General features: G+C 63.3%; 22 protein-coding genes. 10 read left to right on the plus strand and 12 right to left on the minus strand.

Annotated features, from left to right (window positions below; all coding sequences use genetic code 11):
• Window positions 1–3: 3 nt before the first annotated feature.
• Window positions 4–837, minus strand: a complete 834-nt coding sequence (locus ACTJKY_RS18025) for a hypothetical protein (RefSeq protein ID WP_440847480.1) — start codon at window positions 835–837, stop codon at window positions 4–6.
• Between the two features lie 297 nt (window positions 838–1,134).
• Here ACTJKY_RS18025 and ACTJKY_RS18030 point away from each other — a divergent pair, with 297 nt between their 5' ends.
• The 6 genes from ACTJKY_RS18030 (at window position 1,135) to ACTJKY_RS18055 (ending at window position 8,070) form a co-directional block, all read left to right on the plus strand.
• Window positions 1,135–3,435, plus strand: a complete 2,301-nt coding sequence (locus ACTJKY_RS18030; protein ID WP_440847481.1) for a MobA/MobL family protein — start codon at window positions 1,135–1,137, stop codon at window positions 3,433–3,435.
• Window positions 3,436–3,790: 355 nt separating this feature from the next.
• On the plus strand, window positions 3,791–4,435 hold the full coding sequence (locus ACTJKY_RS18035) for a hypothetical protein (protein ID WP_440847482.1): 645 nt from the start codon (window positions 3,791–3,793) through the stop codon (window positions 4,433–4,435).
• Window positions 4,436–4,502: 67 nt separating this feature from the next.
• Window positions 4,503–5,156, plus strand: a complete 654-nt coding sequence (locus ACTJKY_RS18040) for a hypothetical protein (RefSeq protein WP_440847483.1) — start codon at window positions 4,503–4,505, stop codon at window positions 5,154–5,156.
• Between the two features lie 86 nt (window positions 5,157–5,242).
• Complete coding sequence (locus ACTJKY_RS18045) at window positions 5,243–5,869, plus strand: MobA/MobL family protein (protein ID WP_440847484.1); 627 nt, start codon at window positions 5,243–5,245, stop codon at window positions 5,867–5,869.
• A 199-nt stretch (window positions 5,870–6,068) separates the two neighbouring features.
• A complete protein-coding gene (locus tag ACTJKY_RS18050) occupies window positions 6,069–7,073 on the plus strand; it encodes a hypothetical protein (protein WP_440847485.1) in 1,005 nt (334 codons plus the stop codon).
• 211 nt (window positions 7,074–7,284) lie between these two features.
• Window positions 7,285–8,070 carry an alpha/beta fold hydrolase gene (locus ACTJKY_RS18055; RefSeq protein WP_440847486.1) on the plus strand — a complete coding sequence of 262 codons (786 nt, stop codon included), beginning with the start codon at window positions 7,285–7,287 and terminating at the stop codon, window positions 8,068–8,070.
• 16 nt (window positions 8,071–8,086) lie between these two features.
• On the opposite strand, the gene ACTJKY_RS18060 is transcribed toward ACTJKY_RS18055, so the two are convergent.
• Window positions 8,087–8,692 (minus strand): TetR/AcrR family transcriptional regulator, encoded by a 606-nt coding sequence (locus tag ACTJKY_RS18060; protein WP_440847487.1) that lies wholly within the window; start codon window positions 8,690–8,692, stop codon window positions 8,087–8,089.
• An 85-nt stretch (window positions 8,693–8,777) separates the two neighbouring features.
• Here ACTJKY_RS18060 and ACTJKY_RS18065 point away from each other — a divergent pair, with 85 nt between their 5' ends.
• Window positions 8,778–9,584, plus strand: a complete 807-nt coding sequence (locus tag ACTJKY_RS18065) for an oxidoreductase (RefSeq protein WP_440847488.1) — start codon at window positions 8,778–8,780, stop codon at window positions 9,582–9,584.
• A 60-nt stretch (window positions 9,585–9,644) separates the two neighbouring features.
• Here ACTJKY_RS18065 and ACTJKY_RS18070 read toward each other — a convergent pair whose 3' ends face one another.
• Both ACTJKY_RS18070 and ACTJKY_RS18075 read right to left on the minus strand, forming a co-directional pair.
• Entirely contained in the window at window positions 9,645–10,304 is a 660-nt protein-coding gene (locus ACTJKY_RS18070) for an HD domain-containing protein (RefSeq protein ID WP_440847489.1), read from the minus strand.
• On the minus strand, window positions 10,301–11,773 hold the full coding sequence (locus ACTJKY_RS18075) for a catalase (protein ID WP_440847490.1): 1,473 nt from the start codon (window positions 11,771–11,773) through the stop codon (window positions 10,301–10,303). Before ACTJKY_RS18075 ends, ACTJKY_RS18070 begins: the two co-directional genes overlap by 4 nt.
• Before the next feature lie 232 nt (window positions 11,774–12,005).
• Between ACTJKY_RS18075 and ACTJKY_RS18080 the strand changes: the two genes are divergently transcribed.
• Window positions 12,006–13,007, plus strand: coding sequence for a GlxA family transcriptional regulator (locus ACTJKY_RS18080; RefSeq protein ID WP_440847491.1), 1,002 nt, complete (start codon window positions 12,006–12,008; stop codon window positions 13,005–13,007).
• A 202-nt stretch (window positions 13,008–13,209) separates the two neighbouring features.
• On the opposite strand, the gene ACTJKY_RS18085 is transcribed toward ACTJKY_RS18080, so the two are convergent.
• Window positions 13,210–14,187, minus strand: coding sequence for an alpha/beta fold hydrolase (locus ACTJKY_RS18085; RefSeq protein WP_440847492.1), 978 nt, complete (start codon window positions 14,185–14,187; stop codon window positions 13,210–13,212).
• A 47-nt stretch (window positions 14,188–14,234) separates the two neighbouring features.
• Window positions 14,235–14,921 (minus strand): glutathione S-transferase family protein, encoded by a 687-nt coding sequence (locus ACTJKY_RS18090; RefSeq protein ID WP_440847493.1) that lies wholly within the window; start codon window positions 14,919–14,921, stop codon window positions 14,235–14,237.
• Between the two features lie 89 nt (window positions 14,922–15,010).
• On the opposite strand from ACTJKY_RS18090, the gene ACTJKY_RS18095 reads away from it, so the two are divergent.
• Entirely contained in the window at window positions 15,011–15,574 is a 564-nt protein-coding gene (locus ACTJKY_RS18095; protein WP_440847494.1) for a TetR/AcrR family transcriptional regulator, read from the plus strand.
• 30 nt (window positions 15,575–15,604) lie between these two features.
• Here ACTJKY_RS18095 and ACTJKY_RS18100 read toward each other — a convergent pair whose 3' ends face one another.
• Genes ACTJKY_RS18100 through ACTJKY_RS18120 form a run of 5 tightly spaced genes read right to left on the minus strand, consistent with a single transcriptional unit; the run spans window position 15,605 to window position 18,545 of the window.
• Window positions 15,605–16,237: a glutathione S-transferase family protein gene (locus ACTJKY_RS18100; protein ID WP_440847495.1), complete on the minus strand. Its 633-nt coding sequence runs from the start codon at window positions 16,235–16,237 to the stop codon at window positions 15,605–15,607.
• Window position 16,238: 1 nt separating this feature from the next.
• Window positions 16,239–16,973, minus strand: coding sequence for an SDR family NAD(P)-dependent oxidoreductase (locus ACTJKY_RS18105; RefSeq protein WP_440847496.1), 735 nt, complete (start codon window positions 16,971–16,973; stop codon window positions 16,239–16,241).
• A gap of 49 nt (window positions 16,974–17,022) precedes the next feature.
• Window positions 17,023–17,562 carry a nuclear transport factor 2 family protein gene (locus tag ACTJKY_RS18110; RefSeq protein ID WP_141988063.1) on the minus strand — a complete coding sequence of 180 codons (540 nt, stop codon included), beginning with the start codon at window positions 17,560–17,562 and terminating at the stop codon, window positions 17,023–17,025.
• A 56-nt stretch (window positions 17,563–17,618) separates the two neighbouring features.
• Complete coding sequence (locus tag ACTJKY_RS18115) at window positions 17,619–18,044, minus strand: MarR family transcriptional regulator (RefSeq protein WP_141988064.1); 426 nt, start codon at window positions 18,042–18,044, stop codon at window positions 17,619–17,621.
• Window positions 18,045–18,083: 39 nt separating this feature from the next.
• Entirely contained in the window at window positions 18,084–18,545 is a 462-nt protein-coding gene (locus ACTJKY_RS18120; RefSeq protein ID WP_141988065.1) for a DUF4126 family protein, read from the minus strand.
• Between the two features lie 115 nt (window positions 18,546–18,660).
• Between ACTJKY_RS18120 and ACTJKY_RS18125 the strand changes: the two genes are divergently transcribed.
• Complete coding sequence (locus ACTJKY_RS18125; RefSeq protein WP_440847497.1) at window positions 18,661–19,554, plus strand: AraC family transcriptional regulator; 894 nt, start codon at window positions 18,661–18,663, stop codon at window positions 19,552–19,554.
• On the opposite strand, the gene ACTJKY_RS18130 is transcribed toward ACTJKY_RS18125, so the two are convergent.
• Window positions 19,542–20,456: a LysR family transcriptional regulator gene (locus ACTJKY_RS18130; protein WP_440847498.1), complete on the minus strand. Its 915-nt coding sequence runs from the start codon at window positions 20,454–20,456 to the stop codon at window positions 19,542–19,544. The two genes, ACTJKY_RS18125 and ACTJKY_RS18130, sit on opposite strands and share 13 nt — an antisense overlap.
• Between the last annotated feature and the right edge of the window lie 84 nt (window positions 20,457–20,540).

A 20,540-nucleotide genomic window follows, 5' to 3' on the forward strand; every position in this document is an offset into this window, starting at 1 on the left:
GGTCTAGTCCTCTTTGGTGAAGCGAAGGTTTGCGCCGTGGCTTGAGAGCCAATCTGCGGCTTCTCCCCGGCGGACGAGTGCAGGCACCTGAATATTGAGGGCCGCTGCCGTCGTACGAATGAGATGGCCTTGCCGGGCATTGGCGAGCAGGGTCCGCCAGAGATGCTCGGGATTTGCGGCTTGCCAGACCGCGAAGGTCCGACAATCTTTGCGATACGCCGCGGTTGCGCGCAGATGATGGAAATGTTTTCCGAGAGCATCGAGCTCGTGGCGGTTGCGTACCACCAGCTCGGCCAGCACCTCGCCGGCTGCCTCGAAAAGCTGGTCTTTCGCGATTGCAGTCACGCATGCGCTGAGGACGTGATGCGGAAGCGACCATGCCGCCTCCCAGGCGTATCGGTCGGCCGCGACAAAGCCGAAGGCTACGAACGGTGCTCCTAGCCCGAATTTCGGCTGTGCTCGCCAACGGGGCGGAAAGTCTGCCCCGCGTATCCAACCCTTTCGCTGAAGCAATTCCTGCCCGGCCTGCTCGAGCGCGTCTCGATCCGCGTCGATTGCGGCTCGTGCCTTTTCGAGCAGCGACGACTGAAACCCTGCTCGGCCAAGCGCTTCGCAGAATGTGTCGCAAGGCTGGGCGAGCAATCCTGCCAAAGCCAAGATATCTTGAGCCCGGAGCCTCGCGGCAATGGCGAGGCCGCCGGCGGTCCACCAATGATGGTGCGGATGGCACGGCGCTGCGGTGCTGGCGTGAGCCGAGATCACGGCGTTACGCTCCGCGATCGTTCCGTCGAGTTCGGCCAGCGCTGCGATTACATCGTCGAGCGTCGGTGGTGGCATTGAGAAGCTCCTTTCGGGAGTTCTCCTGCAGATTGAGCATCGCCTAACCCATGCGAGTCGCAGCCCGGGTTGCCCAGCTGCAGCCCTGAGGGGGGCCCGCGATTCAATCCGACTCACATGGTTTCGCCGACTCAAATTAGCTCAAAGTCGGCTGGCTCTTCGGCACAGGATTCCGTGGCGATGAAGCTGAAGAGGGAGTTTCATGGGGTGGGGGCGCAATAAATGAATTCTTCGAATTCGGCCTCTGGGCCCTTGGGCCGCCGGGCAGCCCCACCCCCCTTGAAAGAGCTCGAGTTGATGGTCGACGGCACCTGGGTCGCCGAGGGTGGACGTGAGGTGAAGAAGGCGTTGCGGCAAGACCGATGTGTCGAACGTAAGCGAATGCGCGAGCAAGTGCAGGTTCGGAGCCGGCAACTGTGGGCAGCTTGTGAAGACGCTAGGAGCGCGCGCCGCCTCGCCAAAGAATTAGCCGATTGGGAAAATGCGTTCAGGCGGTGGGGCGCAAGCGTTCGCGTCCAGGACAAGCCGAGGAAGGCCCAGGCCCGCTCCAGGAAGGCAGCGAAGAAGGCGCCACCTAGCCGCCGTTCCCCTAGCTGTTTCAAAATGAAAGATGCACTCGGTCGCATCGGTGTTTATATTCGCGGGGACTATTCGCGGGCAGGCGGCAAGGGTGGGGCGCCTGGCTGCGCCGCGCGTCATTTCGATTACACCATGCGCGACGGCGCCGCGCTAGCAGACGTCGACGGGGAGCCCGTACTGCTCTCGAACATCGGTCACACTATCGATGAAATCAGGGCGGGTTGGGGTGCTATCGAAGCAGTCGCACGTGCGCTTCGCAAGAATGCAAAAATTCAGGTCCGCTTCGTGCTCGCGCTCGATGCCGACGCGAGTGACGCGGAGAAGATCGACGCAGTTCGCCGCTTCGGTGACATATTCGAGGCCCTTGGCCTCCCGTATAGCGCAGTCATTCACAGGCCGGATCAGGATGGCGACGACCGCAACTGGCATGTCCATTTTCTGACGTCTTTTAGGCCAGCAAAGCAAATCGCGTATTCCGAATGGAAGTTCGCTGACGATCTCGTAACGGCGATCGACGGGCCGGAGGGCATGCGCACACTTCGTCACCTGTGGGCACATGCGCAAACGGAGGCCGCACGCCATGCCGGTCGGGATGTGGAGTACACCGGGCTGTCCTACGGCGCCCGTGGGCTTGATCTCGAGGCACAGCAGCATCTCGGTCCGGCGCTGAGCGACCTTGTTGCACGTGGTGAGACGGTGGCAGCCCACACGCGCAACGTTGCGATAGCAGCGCGGAATGTCGCCCGCATGGATATCCAAGACCTGAGTAGCAAGCGGGACGCCTTGGCGAGGATCAAGGAGGCCATCCTAGAGGCGCAACGTCGTGAGCTGCTCCGGCTGGGATCGACCGGCTTCAAGAAGATTGAGGCGCCCCGCATGGTGACCCCACGCAAAAGCCCGTCGATCGCCGACACCAAGCCGGCTAACGGGTTGCCTTCGCAGCGCCAGGCTGAGACTATCGCCTCCGTTTCGCCCCCTGATCCATTGTCACGCGTAGGTGCCGCCGCTGTGAAGATAGGGGTGGCTGGCCAGTTGTCTCAAAAAGAGGACCGCGAAGAGACGCTCTCTTCCGAAGAGCCGCGGGCCGTGCCCTCAAGGCGGGCAGCGGCCTCTATCAAGCCTATCAAGCATTCCGATGCCAAGGGCGCTCGAAGAAAGGTGCGCATAGACGCCATCGGCGCAAGAGAACCGCTCGCCCATCTACGTCCCGGGCCCAATTTGGCCACTCTACCGGCAGCCGGTGAATCGGTGCGAAGTGCCGCAATGATCGTTGCCTCGGGGCCCCTTGGAACAAGTGTCGGCCGGGTGGCCTCGGCGTCAGTGAAGCCGCTTCCAACGCTTGCTCCGCGGACCGACGCGCCGCCTCTCATCGGCGTCGCCATCAAGGCCGCAGCGCCGCAGAGCCGGGCTCCCTCACAACGGTTGCCCGCAATGCTGTTCGACACGCCGCCTCTCCGGGCGCTGCCTCTGCGGGAAGGAGTCGAGTGCTTCGAGGTTGCCGCTACCGCGGTCGTGTCGCGCGGCGGCGCTGTAGTCATGCCAGCGCGGTCAGCTTCGACGCCCCCCGAACCAAAGCCCAGGTGGTGGTCTCACCTCGAACAATATCTACGTTGGCTCACTTGGCGTCGACAAGAAGACGATAGCGCGCGGAAGCGCCTCGGGGGCTACGCTGCATTGCCGCCGGCCTACAGAGAGGCCGTCGAAGCGGTCGAGCAAGACCCGAGCCTCGTGGTGGAGCGCGAAGCGCGCCTATCCGTCCGCGCAGATGTTCCACCTGCGCTTGCGGCACAGATCGAGCAGGTCACCAATGATCCCCATTGGCGGGAATTCCTTCGCCGCGTGCGGCTTGTAGCGTTGGAACGTCAGGCGAGAGCCTCACGACCTATTCCTCTGGGGATGACCCTTGGAGACACAAAGGCTGGGACGACGAACTCGCGCCAACCCGGAGATGGCGCCCATGGTCGAGCCGAGGGCTTGATGGAAAGAGCCAGCGAGCAAACGCGCGGCATGCGACATTGAGGTGCGTACGAGCAGGGGCGGGGACTTGTACGCCCAGAGAAGTGGAGAGTTAGGATGTCAGCGATTGGCAGGTCCGCGCTCGCAATGAGTGAAGGCGCGGAGCGAGCATGGAAAAGCAGGACGGCACCAGGCGGCGCCGTGTCCCACAGGGAGTTCGAGAAGCGGAAGGTGAGCAGAAGGTTGGAAGGAAAAAAGAGAAGGATCCTCCGCCAGCTGCTTCGGCTTGCGCGTCCGCGCGTGGCCGGTCGCCACTCCCCAAACGGGGGCTTTCCCAAAAATAGTGACACACGGCCTTTCCCCCACATGAAAGCGTAATCGGGCGAGGCCGCGTGTCCGAGGTTCCGGACTGCATATCATGCCCAGTTACACGCTTACGGCCATCGCGGCTGCAACCGTCGACCCTCTTCATCTGATATCTGACGCCGCAGAGGAATCTGTGGTCGGGATCGCTCTTTTCTCGTGCAACGTCGCCGAGCCGCGCATAGATTTTTCGCTGTTCTGCTCCGTCCTGGAGCATGGCGACCGATCTGACACGCTGATCGCGTGGCTTGATCGTCATCTGCCGCCAACCGGCATCATTGCGGGCTATGCGCTTGATGAGCAGATCTTGCCTGCGATCCGACGACTACCGGGGTGGCAGCGGTCCACCGCGATCCGAGCGCTCGCGGGATTTGCTCCGCGACCCACCATTGATCTTCGTGGGCTCGATGAGGAGGGGCGATTAACCCCGTTTGCAGAAGCGTGTGCGGGCATGAACATGCCGGCTTCTCGCCGCGACGCGCAGGATCGGTTCATCGATTGGACCTTCTCGCGTTCCGCTTCGGTGCTGCATGCGCTTCAGACGGATGTGCTCGCGACGTTCAAGCTGGTGCTGCACCAGATCCGAACGCGCACCGCGCTTGGGGCCGAGGTCGATGCCCGGCTGCAGCCTGCGCTCGAGTCCTGGTTGACCGCGAGCGATCTCCCGGCTGCTCAAATCCACCGCTCGTTCGCGGCCTGAGCGGCTCGCCGTTCGCGACATCTCGTGGCGCCTTCACTAGCGTCGTTTTCTCCAAAGGTACCTATCTATGTTCGATGATCTTCTGCGCCTGGAGGCGCAGGGCTTCTCCCGCGTGTCCACTGCGATCGCCTTCCGGTCCGTCGCCACGTGCCCCAACCTCCTTCTGCGGCCCTATTCGCGCCCTGTGATCGGCGTTGCCATCCTCAGTGTCGTGCCGGATCCAGAAGGTGGCTTTCATTTCCAATCGCAGGCCACCGCTCTGCGCGACGATGCGCTGCCCGCCTCTCTCGCGGATTGGATCGAGGTGCGGCTCCCGGTGACGGGCCCAATCATAAGTTGGGAACCAGACGACTCCTTCGAAGCGAAGATGCGCGGCATTCTTGACGGGGCACGGCACCCCGGTCTCACGCAGCTGCTTGCAGAAAGCAAAGAGAGGCTGCGCGTACTTCCGCGCTGGGTGATGGGCCGCTTTCGTCGAGGGGTGGCGCCAGGTGTGCCGTGCTTCTGCAGTTGCTCTGCGGAATGCGTGCCTGAGCTTCCCAGCGTCTTCCTTCCGGATCCCGCACAGACTGAACGCGAGCTTATTGGGGAGGCTGAGGTCGCATGGGCGATGTGGGCCGATCTTCACGCGACGGTAGATGACGAGACGCATCCTGCGCGCGTCGCGCTGCGGATCTTGGCTGAGCGGCAGCGAGCCCGCGGCGCTTTTCCCATTCGCTGACCTTCAGAAAGGCTATGACCATGATTTCTCTCCATGATCGACGTCCGGTTAGCATCCGACCAATATCAGCGGCGGGGCTCGCCACGATGTCGGGAGACCGGCGGGCGACCCTGCGGGGCGCATATGCCAATTTTCTCTACATCACCCGCCAGGCCGGATCAGATGCGTACGGGACCATCGACTACACCCACCGAGCTGATCTCGTCGCACACGGGCTGGAGCTTCCACCCAGTCACCCCAAATGGGCTCGAGAACCTGGCCGCATCTGGCGCGAGGTCGACATGGCGGCTGAGGACCTGCGCTCGGATGCCGTCAAGGCCTGGCACATCGCCTTGACGCTGCCGGCTGGGCTCTCGCAGCAAGAGGCCGTTGCTCGGGTTCGAGAATTCTCACGCGAGACGCTGGTTCGGCGGGGGCCTGCAGTGGCCTGGGCCATTCACGCGGAGGCGGATACGATGGGAGGCTGGAAGATCCGCCCACACGTACATCTGCTGATGACAACACGGGGCTGGAAGCACAATGCGAACTTTGGACGTCCAATAGCGGCCTGGCACGGCGCGGCTATCAGAGCGGCTATCCATGTCGATTGGCTGGCACGGTTGCCGATCTCCATGCAGCGCGCCGCCTCAGCACCTTACCGATCCTCAACCTACGTTCCCGCGTATCCAGACTGTTCGGCGATCGCGCACCTCCTGATCGGCGCTGAGCGGTAGGTCATTCCCGGCCTCGCTCGGGTTTCCAGAATTCGGTGCACGCATGCAGACCAGAGGGCACACCGAAAACGTTTCGCTGTTCCGGCCAACCCGCTGGCCGTGACAGTTCCTTTCGCCCCCAACTCTCAATGATTTCGTCAGACCTGCTCCGCAATGGTGCGGGAAAAGGAGCGCGTTGGCGCCCAACCGGAGAAAGAGAATGCAAGAGAACAATATGGCGCCTGCCTGTGACGACCTCGAGTTGCTCGCAGCCACCGTCACCAAGCGGCTGCGATCAGAGCACGGGATCGAAACGCCCCCCGATTTCTATGATTACTCTGTCGCGCTCTCGGACCGTCAGTCCGGCCCTCGTGAAGACGTGCTCGTTCGGATCGAGATTGATAGCGGGGTGTCCGTCACAATCAAAGTATGCGGATGGCAAGGGGAAGGTGGTGACCTGGATGATCTCCTAACTACCGCGAAGGAAATATCCGACGGAGTTGCGAGCGTTCTTCGCGATGCTTCAGACTTGGTTGATATGTATGCCGAGGTAGAGGCTGCAGCTCGCCGCGAGGTGGCGAAGTATGGCGACCTTGGATTGAAAGCTGAAGTTGTGACTCTTGAATTTGCGGCGTTCGAAGGATCGCTCAATGCGAGCCCAATTAATTTGGAGATTACGGCGCTTGGTGCCAATCTACAAAAGACATCCTTCCTCTTTGAGGTGGAGAGTGCCGAAGAGGTCGCGGAGATATTTTCTGGTATGCTCGATGAGCAGGCCGCTCGAAGCGCGCGCCTAACGGATCTACAGGCTATGGAGGCAACCGGCACGATCGACGCGGTCCTACTGGCGGCACTTGTCGACGCAGGCTTCGATCTTGCGGCGCTTCTCTCGAATCTCAGCAAGGCTGAACAGCCTATCAATGATGTCACCGCTCCGGACGGGCAAGCATTCTGTCTTCGGTGGGAAAACGGAACGTTACTGGGGGAGGTCCTACTAGAGGAGGGCGTCCAGTGGCACGCAGGCAAGCTCTCGTTCGACCGGGCGCCATCAGGCCTCACTGCAGCCGGCGCTTCCTCCCTCAACGTGTTCTACAACCACCGATTCCTCGACGACCGCCTGATCGTTAAGGCGGTCAAAGAAGGACGCGATGGGTCAGGATATGCACTTTGCGATCCTTTGTTGACGGCGTTCAACGCAGACACTGGACGTCTCTGGCTCGCTTGAAGAGGAAGAAGGAGAGGCCGCAATTTTGCCGAGCGAGCTACCATCAATCGATGGTGCATCTCGTGCTTCGCCGTCGGATCTCTAGCGACCATTCCGCCCGGCGAAGCACGCGCCCGGGACGCGGAGGCAAGTCTATCGGATTCGTGGTCATGGGAGGAGCCGAGCAGCAAGCCTAGGTACCGGCATCGATAACGGAGTTCTCCCAATGAGATTGCTGTCTTTCCTGCTCGCCGCGTCGGCCTCCTTGACCAGCCTACCCGCAACAGCACGCCCTGAGCCTAAGCCCGACGTGGTGCTCGTGCACGGCGCGTTCGAGACTGCCGAGATCTGGCGGGGCGTGGAAGCCGCGCTGCGCCACGACGGATATCGCGTGCTTTCGATCGATCTGCCGGGGCGACCGGGCAACGTCGCCCCTGCCGACGCCGTCAGCCTGACAGTCTATCGGGAGGCAGTGTTGAACGTGATCGGCAAGACACGTCGCCCCGTCATTCTGGTCGGGCACAGCTTTGGAGGGATGGTTATCTCGAGTGTTGCAGACGCGGCGCCAGAGAAGGTCCGCACCTTGGTCTATGTGGCGGCGCTACTGCCGCGCGACGGCGACTCGCTGCTCTCGCTGGCGACGGCCGATCCGGGCTCGCAAGTTGCGCCGCACTTGATCGTCGACAAGGCGAACGGCATCGCCTCGGTCGCGGAGGATGCTCGCGGTGAGCTGTTTGCCAATGATGCCGATGCGGGTGTCCAGGCGGCGGTTGCGAACGCGGTGGTGCCAGAGCCGCTGGCGCCGCTGGCGGAGCCGATCCATCTTTCCGGCGCGCTCGCCAGTGTCGACAAGGTCTATATTCACACCGCTCGCGATCAGGTCGTCAGCCCTGCCGGACAGGCGGCAATGGTGGCTGCGACGCCGGTGCGCAAGGAAGTGTCGCTCGACACGGGGCATACGCCTTTCGTCACCAACCCGGCCGCGCTTGTTGCAGCAATCGAGCAGGCGACGATGTGAGCACCCTGGCCCGGCGCTATTCGCCGGGCCCTCCGTCATTCTGACGCGCCGGGCTCGCCAGCCCGGCAGCCGCCTGCCTGGCTGCGGCTAGGATCTCGTCAGAAAGCGCGGGATCGTCCACGGCTCTAGCGAGCTGGAGGCAGCCGATCAGCATCCCGAAGGTGGCAATTGCCCGGCCACGGGCCCCCTTGTCGTTTGCGGAGCAGCACACAGGCGTGAGCTGATCGATCAACGTGCGGAGCTGCGCGGTATAGCCCTCCCGCACCGGCCCCGGCTGGCGTGCGATCTCCGCGACAAGCGCCGCGTTCGCGCAGCCTTGCCCCGGCGCGTCGCGGTGCGCTGGCGACAGATAGGCGTCGATCAGCCTAGGAAGTAGGTTGGTCCCGGCGTCGGATGACAACGCCGACCGCTGCTGATCGAGCGCCGCGTCGAGGGCGTGGCTGACCAAATCCTCCTTCGATTGGAAGTGCGCATAGAAGGCACCGACGGTCAGCCCGGCTTCGGCCATGATGCCGGCCAGGCCCGTCGCGGCAATCCCCTGTTCGCGAAACTGCCGCCCCGCCGCCGCCACAATTCGCTCGCGTGAGGCAGCTTTCTCAAGCGACGATCGTCGCATCCGCATGCTCCTTCTTCCTATTGTATTATGGTCATACTGCAATATGATGGTCATACTATAAACGAGTCGGTCAGGAGGCAAGAGGCTGTATATGCGGGAGAACGACAGGGTTGCGCTGGTAACGGGTGCATCGACCGGAATCGGGCTGGCGACGGCGAAGCTGCTCGCCGCGAGCGGCTACCGCGTGTTCGGCACCAGCCGGCGGCCGCACGAGAATGTCGATGGGGTGACTATGCTCCCCTGCGACGTGACCGACACTGCGTCGGTGGAGACGGCCGTGGCCGCGGCCTCGCAGGCCGGTCCTATCCGTCTTCTCGTTAACAACGCGGGAGTGGGGCTGCTTGGCGGCCTTGAGGAATCGTCGATCGCGCAGGCGGAAGATTTGTTTGCGGTCAACTTGTTCGGCGTCATTCGCGTAGTGAAGGCGGTGCTGCCGCAGATGCGGGCGCAGGGAGAGGGCAGGATCCTAAACATCAGTTCTGTGCTGGGCTTTTTGCCGGCGCCCTATTCGGCGCTGTACGCAGCGTCCAAGCATGCGCTTGAGGGCCTGTCGGAATCGCTGGATCACGAGCTTCGCGGCTTCGCTATTCGGGTAAGCCTGATCGAGCCTGCTTATACCCAGACGGCGTTCGAGACGAACCTGATCGTGCCGGACTCGCCGCTGGACGCCTATGCCGAGGCCCGCGCTAATGCGCAGACGCTGATGCGGGACGTGATGGTACAGGCGGATCCGCCCGAGCTTGTTGCAGCGGCGGTGCTGAAAGCGGCAACTGCGCGGGTGCCCCGGCATCGGTACACGGTGGGCAAGGTCGCTCGCCAGGTCAGCCTGCTTCGCCGCTTCGTGCCCGAGGGAGCCTTCGACAAAAGCTTTCGCAAGCAGATGCGGCTGCCGGCCTGAAAAAAAAGGTGGATCGGCGGCCGAGGGATCGGCCGTCGATCCAAAGTCTTCAGGAGACGATCAGCCTGCCCAGCGGGAGCCGCGGATCACCGAACAGAAATTGCCGCGGTGGAAATGCGGCTCCTTGTCCGCGATGACATCCGCCTTGACGTTGCCGAAGGTCGTGTCCGGCTTGTGGCGGATGCCGTCGTAGAACGCCTGGAGAATGTCTTCCTTGAAATGCGCCGTGCGCGGAAAGGCGGCAACCACCGCGTTGCGCGTGGCATCGTCATAGTCGTCATAGGTCAGGCCGAGCACGTCCATTTCCACACCGGCAGTCGTCAGCGCGACCACCGGATGCATGAAGGCGGGGATGCCGGGCGTGGTGTGCAGCGCAATGGCGGTCCATACCAGAGTGACCTCGCCCGGATCGACGCCATGCCCAAGCAGGAAGTCCTGCGCGGCATTTGCGCCGTCCACCTCGAAACGCAGATCCGGGCTGCTGTTCGAGGGCATCAGGCCGATGTCGTGGAACATCGCAGCTGCATAGAGCAGTTCGCGATCCACGCTCAGTTCGCGCTGGAGCCCGGCGAGCGCGCCGAAGAGGAACACGCGGCTGGAATGGTTGAACAACAGCTCGCTTTCGGTGTCGCGCACGAACGCGGTGATCGCGCGGCCCAAGCGGGAATCGGGCACCGCGATGCCGTGGATCGCGGCACTGTTGCGCAGGGTATCGGTCATGCGGGGTTCTCCGGTGTGGGGGCGGCTAACGCGGGGAGGCGGAGGGCGGCGGCGACACCGGCGCCATAGGCGGGATCTGCGCGCGTGCAGTTGTCGACATGGCGTTGCTTGATGTGCGGCGCCGCGTCGCCCATCGCGCGTGCGGTGTTGTCGAAGAGCACTTGCTGCTGGGCCGGCGTCATCTTGCGGAACAGATTGCCTGGCTGCTCCCAGTGATCATCATCGACCCGGTGGTCCCAATGGGCGGCGGCACCGTCCACCGGCAGCGGCGGTTCGTCGAAATCGGGCTGGTTGGCCCACAAGCCGCTGCTGTTGGGGTGATAGGGCGTGGTCGCACCCAGATTGCCGTCGGTCCGCATTGCGCCGTCGCGGTGATAGACGCGCACCGGACATTTCGGCGCATTGACCGGAATATGAGCGAAGTTGACGCCCAGTCGGTAGCGCTGTGCATCTGAATAGGAGAAGAGCCGCGCCTGCAGCATCTTGTCCGGCGAGAAGCCGATGCCCGGCACGACGTTTGCAGGTGAGAAGGCGGATTGTTCGACTTCGGCGAAATAGTTCTCCTGGTTTCGGTTCAGCTCCAGCACGCCCACTTCGATCAGCGGGAAATGCGCCTTGGGCCACACCTTGGTCAGGTCGAACGGATTGTGCCGGTGCAGTTGGGCTTGGCCCTCGGTCATCACCTGAATGAACAGCGTCCAGCGGGGATAGTCGCCGGTCTCGATCGCAGTGAACAGGTCGCGGCCATGGCTCTCGCGGTCGTTCTTGACGATCTCGCCGGCCTCGGCGTCGGTGAGGTTTGCGATGCCCTGTTGGGTCCGGAAGTGGAACTTGACCCACACGCGCTCCCGCGCGGCGTTGATCATCGAGTAGGTATGGCTGCCGAAGCCGTGCATATGACGGAAGCTCTTCGGCACGCCACGCTCCGACATTACGATCGTAACCTGGTGCAGCGCTTCGGGCAGCAGCGTCCAGAAGTCCCAATTGTTGTCCGCGGAACGCAGCCCGGTGCGGGGATCGCGCTTGATCGCGTGGTTGAGGTCGGGGAAGCGCAGCGGATCGCGGAAGAAGAAGACCGGCGTGTTGTTGCCTACCAGGTCCCAGTTGCCCTGTTCGGTATAGAATTTCACTGCGAAGCCGCGAATGTCCCGTTCCGCATCTGCGGCGCCACGCTCGCCGGCAACCGACGAGAAGCGCAGGAACAGATCCGTCTTCTTGCCGACCTCCGAGAAGATCGCCGCCTTGGTGTAGCGCGTGATGTCGTGCGTGACTTTGAAATGGCCATACGCCCCCCAACCTTTCGCATGCATCCGGCGCTCCGGAATCACCTCGCGATCGAAATGGGCGAGCTTTTCGAGCAGCCACACGTCCTGCAGCAGCGCCGGGCCGCGGGGGCCCGCGGTGAGGATGTTGGTGTTGTCTGCCACCGGTGCGCCGGCAGCGGTGGTGAAATGCCTGTCGTCAGCCATCGGATAGGCTCCTGTGGAAGCGCGCCTGTGGCGCGGCGGCGGACCGCTCCGCCGGAAGATCGGGTGTCGGCACGAGCGATTGCGGGGTGGACAACCCGTGCCGACCCGAAGGTTTTCGCAGGATGCGGCCTTGGCAGCAATCACGCGCTTGCTGGAATTCGTGCCAAAGCTGTGTGATATGATGCCGCGCGTATCGGACAGGCGATCATGGTGATCGGAAGGGGAGGAGCGCGTGGCCAAGCGGCAGATCGCGGTGCTGATTCAGGATGGGGTGCAGGCGCTCGACGTCGCTGGGCCGCTCGACGTTTTCGCTGAAGCAAACGGCTTTCTTCCCAAATCAGAGCACTATGACTGCCTGCTCGTAGCGCCGTCGCATGCGGCGGTGCGCGCTTCGAACGGCATGGCGCTGATGCCCCATCTGTCGCTGGGGGAAGCGCAGCGGCCGTTCCACACCGTGCTGGTGGCGGGCGGGCCTACGCTGCCGGACGCGGCGGCAGATCCAATGGTGTCGGCTTGGCTACAAAGCTGCGGGGCGCGCGCCGAGCGCTATGGCTCGGTCTGCACGGGCGCTTTCGCGCTCGGTCATGCGGGGTTGCTCGACGGTCGGACCGTGACGACGCATTGGCAGAATGCGGCTTTGCTCGCCGCGCGCTTCCCCAAGGCGCGGGTCGAGCCTGACCGCATCTTTGCCCGCGATGGGGCGCTGATCACCTCGGCGGGCGTGACAGCGGGAATCGACATGGCGTTGGCGCTGGTCAGCGAGGACCATGGCGAGGCGCTGGCGCTAGCCTGCGCGAAGCGGCTGGTTGTCGTAGCGCAGCGTCAGGGCGGCCAATCGCAATTCAGCCCCTTGCTCACCGCCCGCATCGATGCGGACTCGCCCGTCGGCAAGGTGCAGGACTATGTCCTCGGGCACTTGCACGAGCCGCTCCACGTAAAGCGCTTGGCGGAAATAGGCGGCACCAGCCCGCGCAGCATCGCACGGCTGTTCGTCGCGGAGCTGGGGGTGACCCCACATGACTTCGTTGAAAGCGTGCGGATCGATCAGGCGCGTAAGCTCCTGGAGATGACCGACCGGCCGCTCAAGGCCATTGCATTCGACTGCGGCTTTGCCAGCACCGAACAGATGCGGGGAGCGTTTCAGCGCAGGGTGGGCCTTAACCCCGCGCGCTACCGGGAAAGTTTCCGCGGTCACCGGCAGGCGGATTCATCCGCCGGACGAGTTCGCCGGTAGCGGTGACCAGATAGGTCGCGCTGTCGACGAGCGACAGTGGCTCGCCCGTCGACAATCGCCACGCCCGCGCGCCCAGCAAGCGTCGCGGTCCGCGCGGTGTGTCCACGCTGTCGACAAGACGATAGGCAATGACGGTCAGCCAGGTGCCGTCATCGCCTATCGCAGTGAAGCGGTCGAGTTCCTCCTCGATCGCCATCACGCCTCAGCGCTGAAGAAAAGCGAGCAGGTCGGCGTTGAGGCGCTCCTTGTCGATGTGCAGCAGGCCGTGCGACCCGCCCTTGTAGACCAGCAACTGCGCATGCGGCACCAGTTGCGCCGTCAGCTTGCCCGAAATTTCAATGGGTACGATCTGGTCATCATCGCCGTGCACGACGAGGGTGGGCACGGTGATCTTGGCGAGATCTGCGCGGAAGTCGGTCTCGGAGAAGGCGCCGAGCGCGTGATAGGCCGCCTGGATGCCGGTGGCCTGACCTTGCCGCCAGTAATTCTCGCGCAACCCGTCGGACGGTTTCGCGCCCGGCCGGTTGAAGCTGTAATAGGGGATCGTCACGTCGCGATTCCATTGCGCGCGATTCTCCAGCACCGCTGCGCGGAACGTGTCGAACAGGGCCTTGGGCGCCCCATTGGGGTTATCGGCCGTCTTCAACAGGAACGGCGTGACGGCCGCGACGAAAGCGGCGCGGGCGATGCGCCCCTCGCCGTGGCGGCCGATATAGCGCGCGACCTCTCCGCCACCCATCGAATGACCGATCAGCGTTACCGCGCGGAGGTCGAGCGCTTCGATCAGCGTTGCGAGATCGTCGGCGAAGGTATCATAGTCATAGCCATGGGACGGCTGGCTGGAACGCCCGAAGCCGCGACGATCATATGCTACAACGCGGAAACCGCGCGCCGCCAGGAAGAACATCTGGTCTTCCCACGCATCCGACGAGAGCGGATAGCCGTGGCAGAAAACTACAGCGGGACCCTTGCCCCAGTCCTTGTAGTAGAGCTCGGTCCCGTCCGAGAGGCGGAGCGTGCTGGCGGTACGGTTGATCACACGCGTACTTCCCGGGAAGCGGGGATCAGCCGCCACCGGGGTCGCGGCCTGACTGGAGGCGGCAAAGCCGATCGCGGCAGCGCCGCTGGTGCCAGCGGCCAGGAAGGAACGGCGGCTACCGTCAAAAAAGGCATTGGACATGGGTGGTCTCCTTTGGCGGGCGGAGCACGGGCTCCGCCCACGATGGATCAAAAGCCGAGACGGCGGAGGTCTTCGGCCTCGAAGGCCTGGCCGCTGCGGTTGGCGACGTACGGAAGCGCCGAGACGCGGCTGCGCCAGTCGGCGAGGGCGGTCAGGTCCTGCGGCGCGCTAATGCCGGCGGCATCGGCGAACATCAGTCCCGCGAGCAGCGTGGCATCGGCCATCGAGAAGCTGTCCCCGGCAACGAACGGGCGCGTTGCGAGCACGCCATCAAAATAGCGCATGCCCGCCAAAGCACGATCGCGTTCGCGCTCGCCCCAGGCGGTACGGCCCTCCCAGTCGAGGCTCTTGTGCGGCTGCAGGGCAGCACCGAGTCCCGGCGTGGCATAATGGAAATAGTGACCGACGGCCTCGCTCACCTCGGCTTCTGCACGGCGCTGCATCATGTGGATCATCGCCTTCTCCCGCGGCGTGCGGCCGGTCAGCAGCGGCGCGCCGTCAAGATTGTCGAGATACTCGGTGATCGCGGTGACTTCGGAAATGAACGTGCCGTCGTCGAGCTCGAGCACCGGCAGGACGCCCGACGGGTTCTTCGCGATAAATTCGGGCTGCTTATGGCCAGCGCCGATCAGGTCGACGGGAACGAATTCGATCTGATCCTCAAGACCCTTCGCAGCGACGACGATGCGGACCCGGGCGGGATTGGGGAAGCCTGAACGGTCATAGATTCGCATGTGAGTGTACTCCCTATCTATCGATAGGTAGACAATTAGCGTTGTTGTGAGCAGAGTCAATGTCTATCTATCAGTCGATAGGGAGATTGATGATGTCCGATACGAGACTGGCGATTCTGAAGGCGGCCCGCTCTGCGGTGCAGGCGCGCGGCTATAACGCGTTGAGCTTCCGCGAAGTCGGCAAGGAAATTGGTGTGAAAAGCGCCAGCATCCACTACCATTTCCCGACAAAGGGTGATCTCGGAGCAGAGCTCGCCCGCGATTATACTGCGCAGGGCAAAGCTTATCTGGACGAGCTGTCGGCTTGCGACTCGGCTGTTGGCTGCTTTGACGGGTATTTGGCGATTTTCCGTAAAGCGCTGGAAGACGACAACCGGATGTGCCTGTGCGGCATCATGGCGGCGGAGCAGCATGATTTGCCGGAGCAAGTGCGTGTCGAAGTGTCGCGGTTCACCGACATGAACGTCGCGTGGCTCGAGTCTCGATTGGAAAGCCTGCTGCCGGAGCTGCGTGCGGATGCCCGGCATGACCGGGCAATCGCGATTTTCGCGGCTATCGAAGGCGCGCAACTTGTCGCGCGCGGACGAAGCGACGCTACGATGTACGACCGGGCGATCCAGTCCTACCGCGCAAGCGGTCTCATTCCGGGGTGAGGGGCGGCGGTGACGGCTTCGTCCGAGCCGTCAATCCCAGGCGCGCATCCCACGTTGAACGGCCGTCCTGGTCCCCATCCGCTGGTACCAGGCAACGAAGTTGGCAAATTTTCCGACATCCAGCACAGTACGGTAGGAGCCCGAGATGGTGAACGCAGCAATGTCGGCGAGCGTTACCTCATCGCCGGCCATGTAGCCGCCCGGTGCCGGAAAGGCATTGGCTGCCGCGAGGGCCGCGACCGCAACCCCGTCGAGATGGTCTGCCGCGTCTTCGTCACCAAGCTGACGCGCACGAAACGCCGCGTGGCTTGGTCCGATAACGTCCGTGACGAAGTAGAAAAAGCGTTCCAGCGCCAGCGCATGTCGTGAAGGATCCTCCGGCAACAACAGCCCGGATGTGGTGCGGGCAAGGTGCAGCAGGATGGCGTTTGATTGTGAGATCGTGAGCGTCTCGGGCCCACGTCGATCGATCAACGTCGGAACCTTGCCGGCGGGATTCAACCGGAGGTGGGACGGAGAGCGCTGCTCCCCGTCCCGAAGGTTCAGTCGCCGGACTGCATAAACTAGCCCGGCCTCTTCCATTGCGATTGCCACCCTGAGGCAGTTGCCGGTGCGGGCGCCGATCAGCTCAAGGGCTGGCGGCTGCGGGACCGTCTGCGGCATTTCAGGGCAAAACCGTGGAGATATAGGCCTGCAGGCCCTTGGGATCAGACGCGAACATCGCCGCCGGACCCTTGGTCGGTTCTCCCGGGAAGACGTCATCGAGACCTTCGGCCAGCGCATCGAGCGTTTCGACAGCCACTTCGGCGGGCGCGACTTTGGCGTCCGAGGACCAGGCTCCCATCGCCGTGTCAACCTGCACGGGCATGCTCGCCACGACGGCGATTGACTGGTCGGCGAGTTCGGCACGCAGGCTGCGCGTCAGTGCCAGTGCGGCCGATTTGGATGCGGAGTAGGTGCCCATCTTCGGCATGGTGACCAGCGACAGGAACGACAGGATGTTGATGACGGCGGCCTCGTCAGCCTGCTTCAGCACGGGCAGGAACGCGCGGGACAGTGCAAGTGGCGCGAAATAGTTCACTTCCATCTCGCGGCGCGCGGCGGCATCGGCGCCTTCGGAGAGCACACCCGTCATTTCGCAGACGCCAGCATTGTTGACGAGCAGACGTACGTCGCTCGCGGTGCGAACTGCCGCCTCGATCTGCGCCGGATCGGTGAGGTCCAGAAGGACTGGCACGACCTTGCCACCGCCTTCGGCAACAAGCTGGGCGAGTTGTTCGTGCGAACGCCCAGCGGCGTAGACTTTCGCCGCTCCGCGGCGGAGCAGTTCAGTGATGAGCGCGCGACCGATGCCGCCGTTGGCGCCCGTGACGAAGGCGACTGTACCTTGGATATTCATTGTGGATCTCCGATTGAAGGCGAAATCAAGCGAGGGGAGAGATGTCCCCTCAAGGCTTAGGGAGATACGGGGCAACGGCCGCCGCCGAGGTATCGACCGGCGTCAGCATCATGTTGGTGGTGGAGCCGCCGATGTATCGCTCGGCGATTTTCCAGCCTTGGTCGGTCTTCTTCAACCGATCGAGCATCGGCGAGTATAGCCACAGCGCAGGCAGCAATTCGCTCTCCTGCACCTGTCCGTCGCCCAGCTTGGGAGCATCCTCCAGGGTCGCATAGCGGACCAACAGGTTCTGGTAGCGCACCGCAACCAGTCCGGTCTCTTCGACATCCACGATATGATTGGAGGCGTGTCGGCTGACGCCCGGGATGAGATAGGGGTATACCTCGCTTAGGAAGTGCCGGATTTCCGCTTCGCCGTGGAGCGAACCGTGGAAATGATATACCCAGGCGTCGGGCGTGAAGGCGGTGATTGCGCCTTCCAGGTCCCACGTCTCGAACAGCCAGTTGACGCGGTTCACATAATCGATGGCGTCGGCGCGGACTTCAGGAGCGACGACGCTGCTGCTTTGAATCTTCGGAAAGAAGCCCATTCGAAATTCCTAAGCTAGTGTGTAATTACACATTATGAGGTAGAAGGAAGTGCGTCTTATCGCTCGAACCCGATTTCCAGGATCAAGTCACGAAGCTGGGCTGCGCGGTCCGGGCCGACGCTTTTCTCGAATGCCTGTTGCGCAGCCTCCCAAAGGGGAGCCGCAAGATGCAGCCGCGCGGCGCCGGCGTCTGTTAGGGCGAGCGCATTGGCACGCTTTCCCTCCACCGGGCGCCGTTCGATCAGACGCGCCTTTTCCAATGGCCCGAGCGCGCGCATTAACGTCGTGCGTTCCATCACCATTTCTTCGGCGAGATCCGCGATGGTGATCGACTCACGCGCGCTGATCACCGCAAGGATCGAATATTGCGACGCAGAAAGACCGGATGATGCGAGATGCTGGTCGTACAGCCGTGTCAGGCTGCGCGCGCTACGGCGCGCAGCGAAGTTGTGGCAGAGGTCGGGTCCGAATCCGCTCGTCATGATGAAAAGATATATGTGCAATTGCACTATTCAAGGGGATCACCAGAAATTTGTGACAATCAGCGCACTGCCAATCAGCGCCACCAAGTCCTCGACCAACGCCGCGGGCCGGTCGGCACGGAAGGCCCTAGCAAGCGCGGCGCGGGCGGCGCGCCCGGCCAACGTGCCGATCACCGCTCCGAACAGACCGCAAACGAGTCCGGCTACAAGGCTTCCCTGTGCTGCGCCCAATGATGCGCCGCTGAGGCTGCCCATCACGATCCGTGCGCCGAACTGTGGCGGTACCGTGCGGGCAGGGGTGGTTGGGCGCTTGTCGGAAATGAGTTCGGCGACTGCCGCGATCGAGAGAACAGCCGCGGCCCAGATAGATCCGAGAAACGCCAAAGGCGTGCCGGTGAGATCAATCGCGCCGGAATAAGCAGCCCAGCTGATTGCGGCAGGTGCCATCATCGCGCGCAGCCCGGCTACGACGCCGAGCAGGAAAGGAGGAATTATCAACATCGAAAAGGTCCTTGCGCTTCATTTGCTTTGAAGAAAGAGGGGCAGTCTGCGCGACCCGCGCACATCGTCTGGGGGCGTATCGCCGTGACACCGCTCGTCCGTTTCGAATATGCGTATGCCGTTTGAAGAAGCCCATGACGGTGCGTCCGCAGATCGTGCCCGATCGTCTGCGGACGCGCGCGGCAGCGATCTTCTGTCGGAATTATTGTCGCCGCTGCGGATGCGCGGTGAATCCATTGCGGCCTCCAGTCTGGAGGCAGGGGCGGTAACGCGGGTTGCAGCCGGTGCTTCATCCTTCCATTTGGTGGCCGAGGGGCGCGTCACCCTGAGCCTCCATGCGACCTTCCACGAAGCGACCGCAGGCGATCTGATTATGATGCCGCTGGGCGATGCCCATACCATCGCTGCTCTCGACGATACGCGGTTGGTGAGCGGCACCTTCCGCTTCGACGATCGAACGCAGGAATCGATCTTCCGCACGTTGCCGCCCTTCATCCGCATCGCTCGGGATCAGGGCGGCAATGCCGCCTGGCTTGAGCCGCTCGTCCACTTCCTGCTGGCCGAGGCGACAGCACCAGGGCCGGGGGCGGCCATCATGATCTCTCGATTGATTGACGTGCTAGTGGTGCGGACGTTGCGTTCCTGGGCGGCAGCGCTGCCGGAAGGCACAAACGGGTGGATTGGCGGTCTAGCGGACCCGCGGATCGAGCGTGCGCTCAGCGCCATCCATGCTGATCCGCATCGCCCCTGGACGCTCGAGCAGCTTGCTGCCGCGGCGGCGATGTCGCGATCGGCATTCGCCGCACGGTTTCTCGCCTGTACCGGTGAGCCGCCGCTTCGCTACCTGAAAAACTGGCGGCTGCACCTGGCGCGCGACCTGCTGCGGATTGAGGGCGCTCGGGTGAACGTGGTGGCCCGCACCATCGGTTATGATTCCGATGCGGCATTCAGCCGAGCCTACAAAGCGCGTTTCGGAGTCCCGCCGAGCGGAGCGCGTCAGGAACCCTGAGCAGTGTTCGCTTCTAGTGGCGCCTGGAATCGATTTTCGGCCTCCAGGCGGCGAAGCGCGTTCGTGAGACCGGCGACGATGGCCATCTTCCTTCCGCGGAGGGAAGATAACAGTACCGGAGAAAAGATGCCTGGCAGCGGCAGATAGACGATGCCTTGCGAGTGCATTCGCCGCGCAAGCGCGGGTACCACAACGACGCCGGCGCCGCCCGCTACCAGCGCCAACGCCGCCCCGGGCTCGGTGACCGTGAGTGTCCTTCCGATCCGCGCGCCCAATGCGCGCACGGCTTTGGCGATGTGTTCGTCACGCCAGGCCTTGCGTGTCTCGATCTGGATTAGAACATCCTCCTCTGGCTCGCGGCCGGCCGGTGCGAGCAGCAGGCGGTGGCCCTCCGGCACCGCTAAGACGAACGCCTCCTCCCGGAGCTGTATCTGTTCGATCGCAGGGTCCTGGCTGGGTTCGTCTCCTACGGTCAGGTCCAGCTCGTTGCGTCGTAAGCGGGCTTCCAGTTCCTCGGTAGGATGAACCGAAAGACTCACCTCCAGATCAGGATGCGCGCGGCGGAGATAGGCGATGCCATCAGGCACCCTGCCGTGCAGCAGCCATGGCGTCGCGCCGATTCGGAACGGGCTGCGGCCATCACCGGGGAGCGCGGCGACATCCTGTTCCAGCCGCCGGATGCTGCCCAATATTTCTTCGGCGCGCGTAGCCACCAGAGCGCCGGCCGGCGTGAGAGACATGCCGCGCGCCTCGCGGCTCAGCAACTGGGTGCCCAGTTCCGCCTCGAGTGCAGCGATCTGTCGGCCGAAGGGCGGCTGCGCGATATGCACCTCCCGCGCGGCGCGCGTGAAGTTCAGATGACGCGCGGCTGCGAGGAAATAGCGGAGCTGCCGTAATTCCATCAGTGCTCTACCCAACAAGTTGCGGCCAGAACCGCAAAGGTTTTGGACGAAGTGGAAGGCTCTGCGTACGTCTGGTGCCGCCGA

The organism is Sphingomonas sp. 22176 (assembly GCF_052045505.1).
GTDB lineage: Bacteria > Pseudomonadota > Alphaproteobacteria > Sphingomonadales > Sphingomonadaceae > Sphingomonas.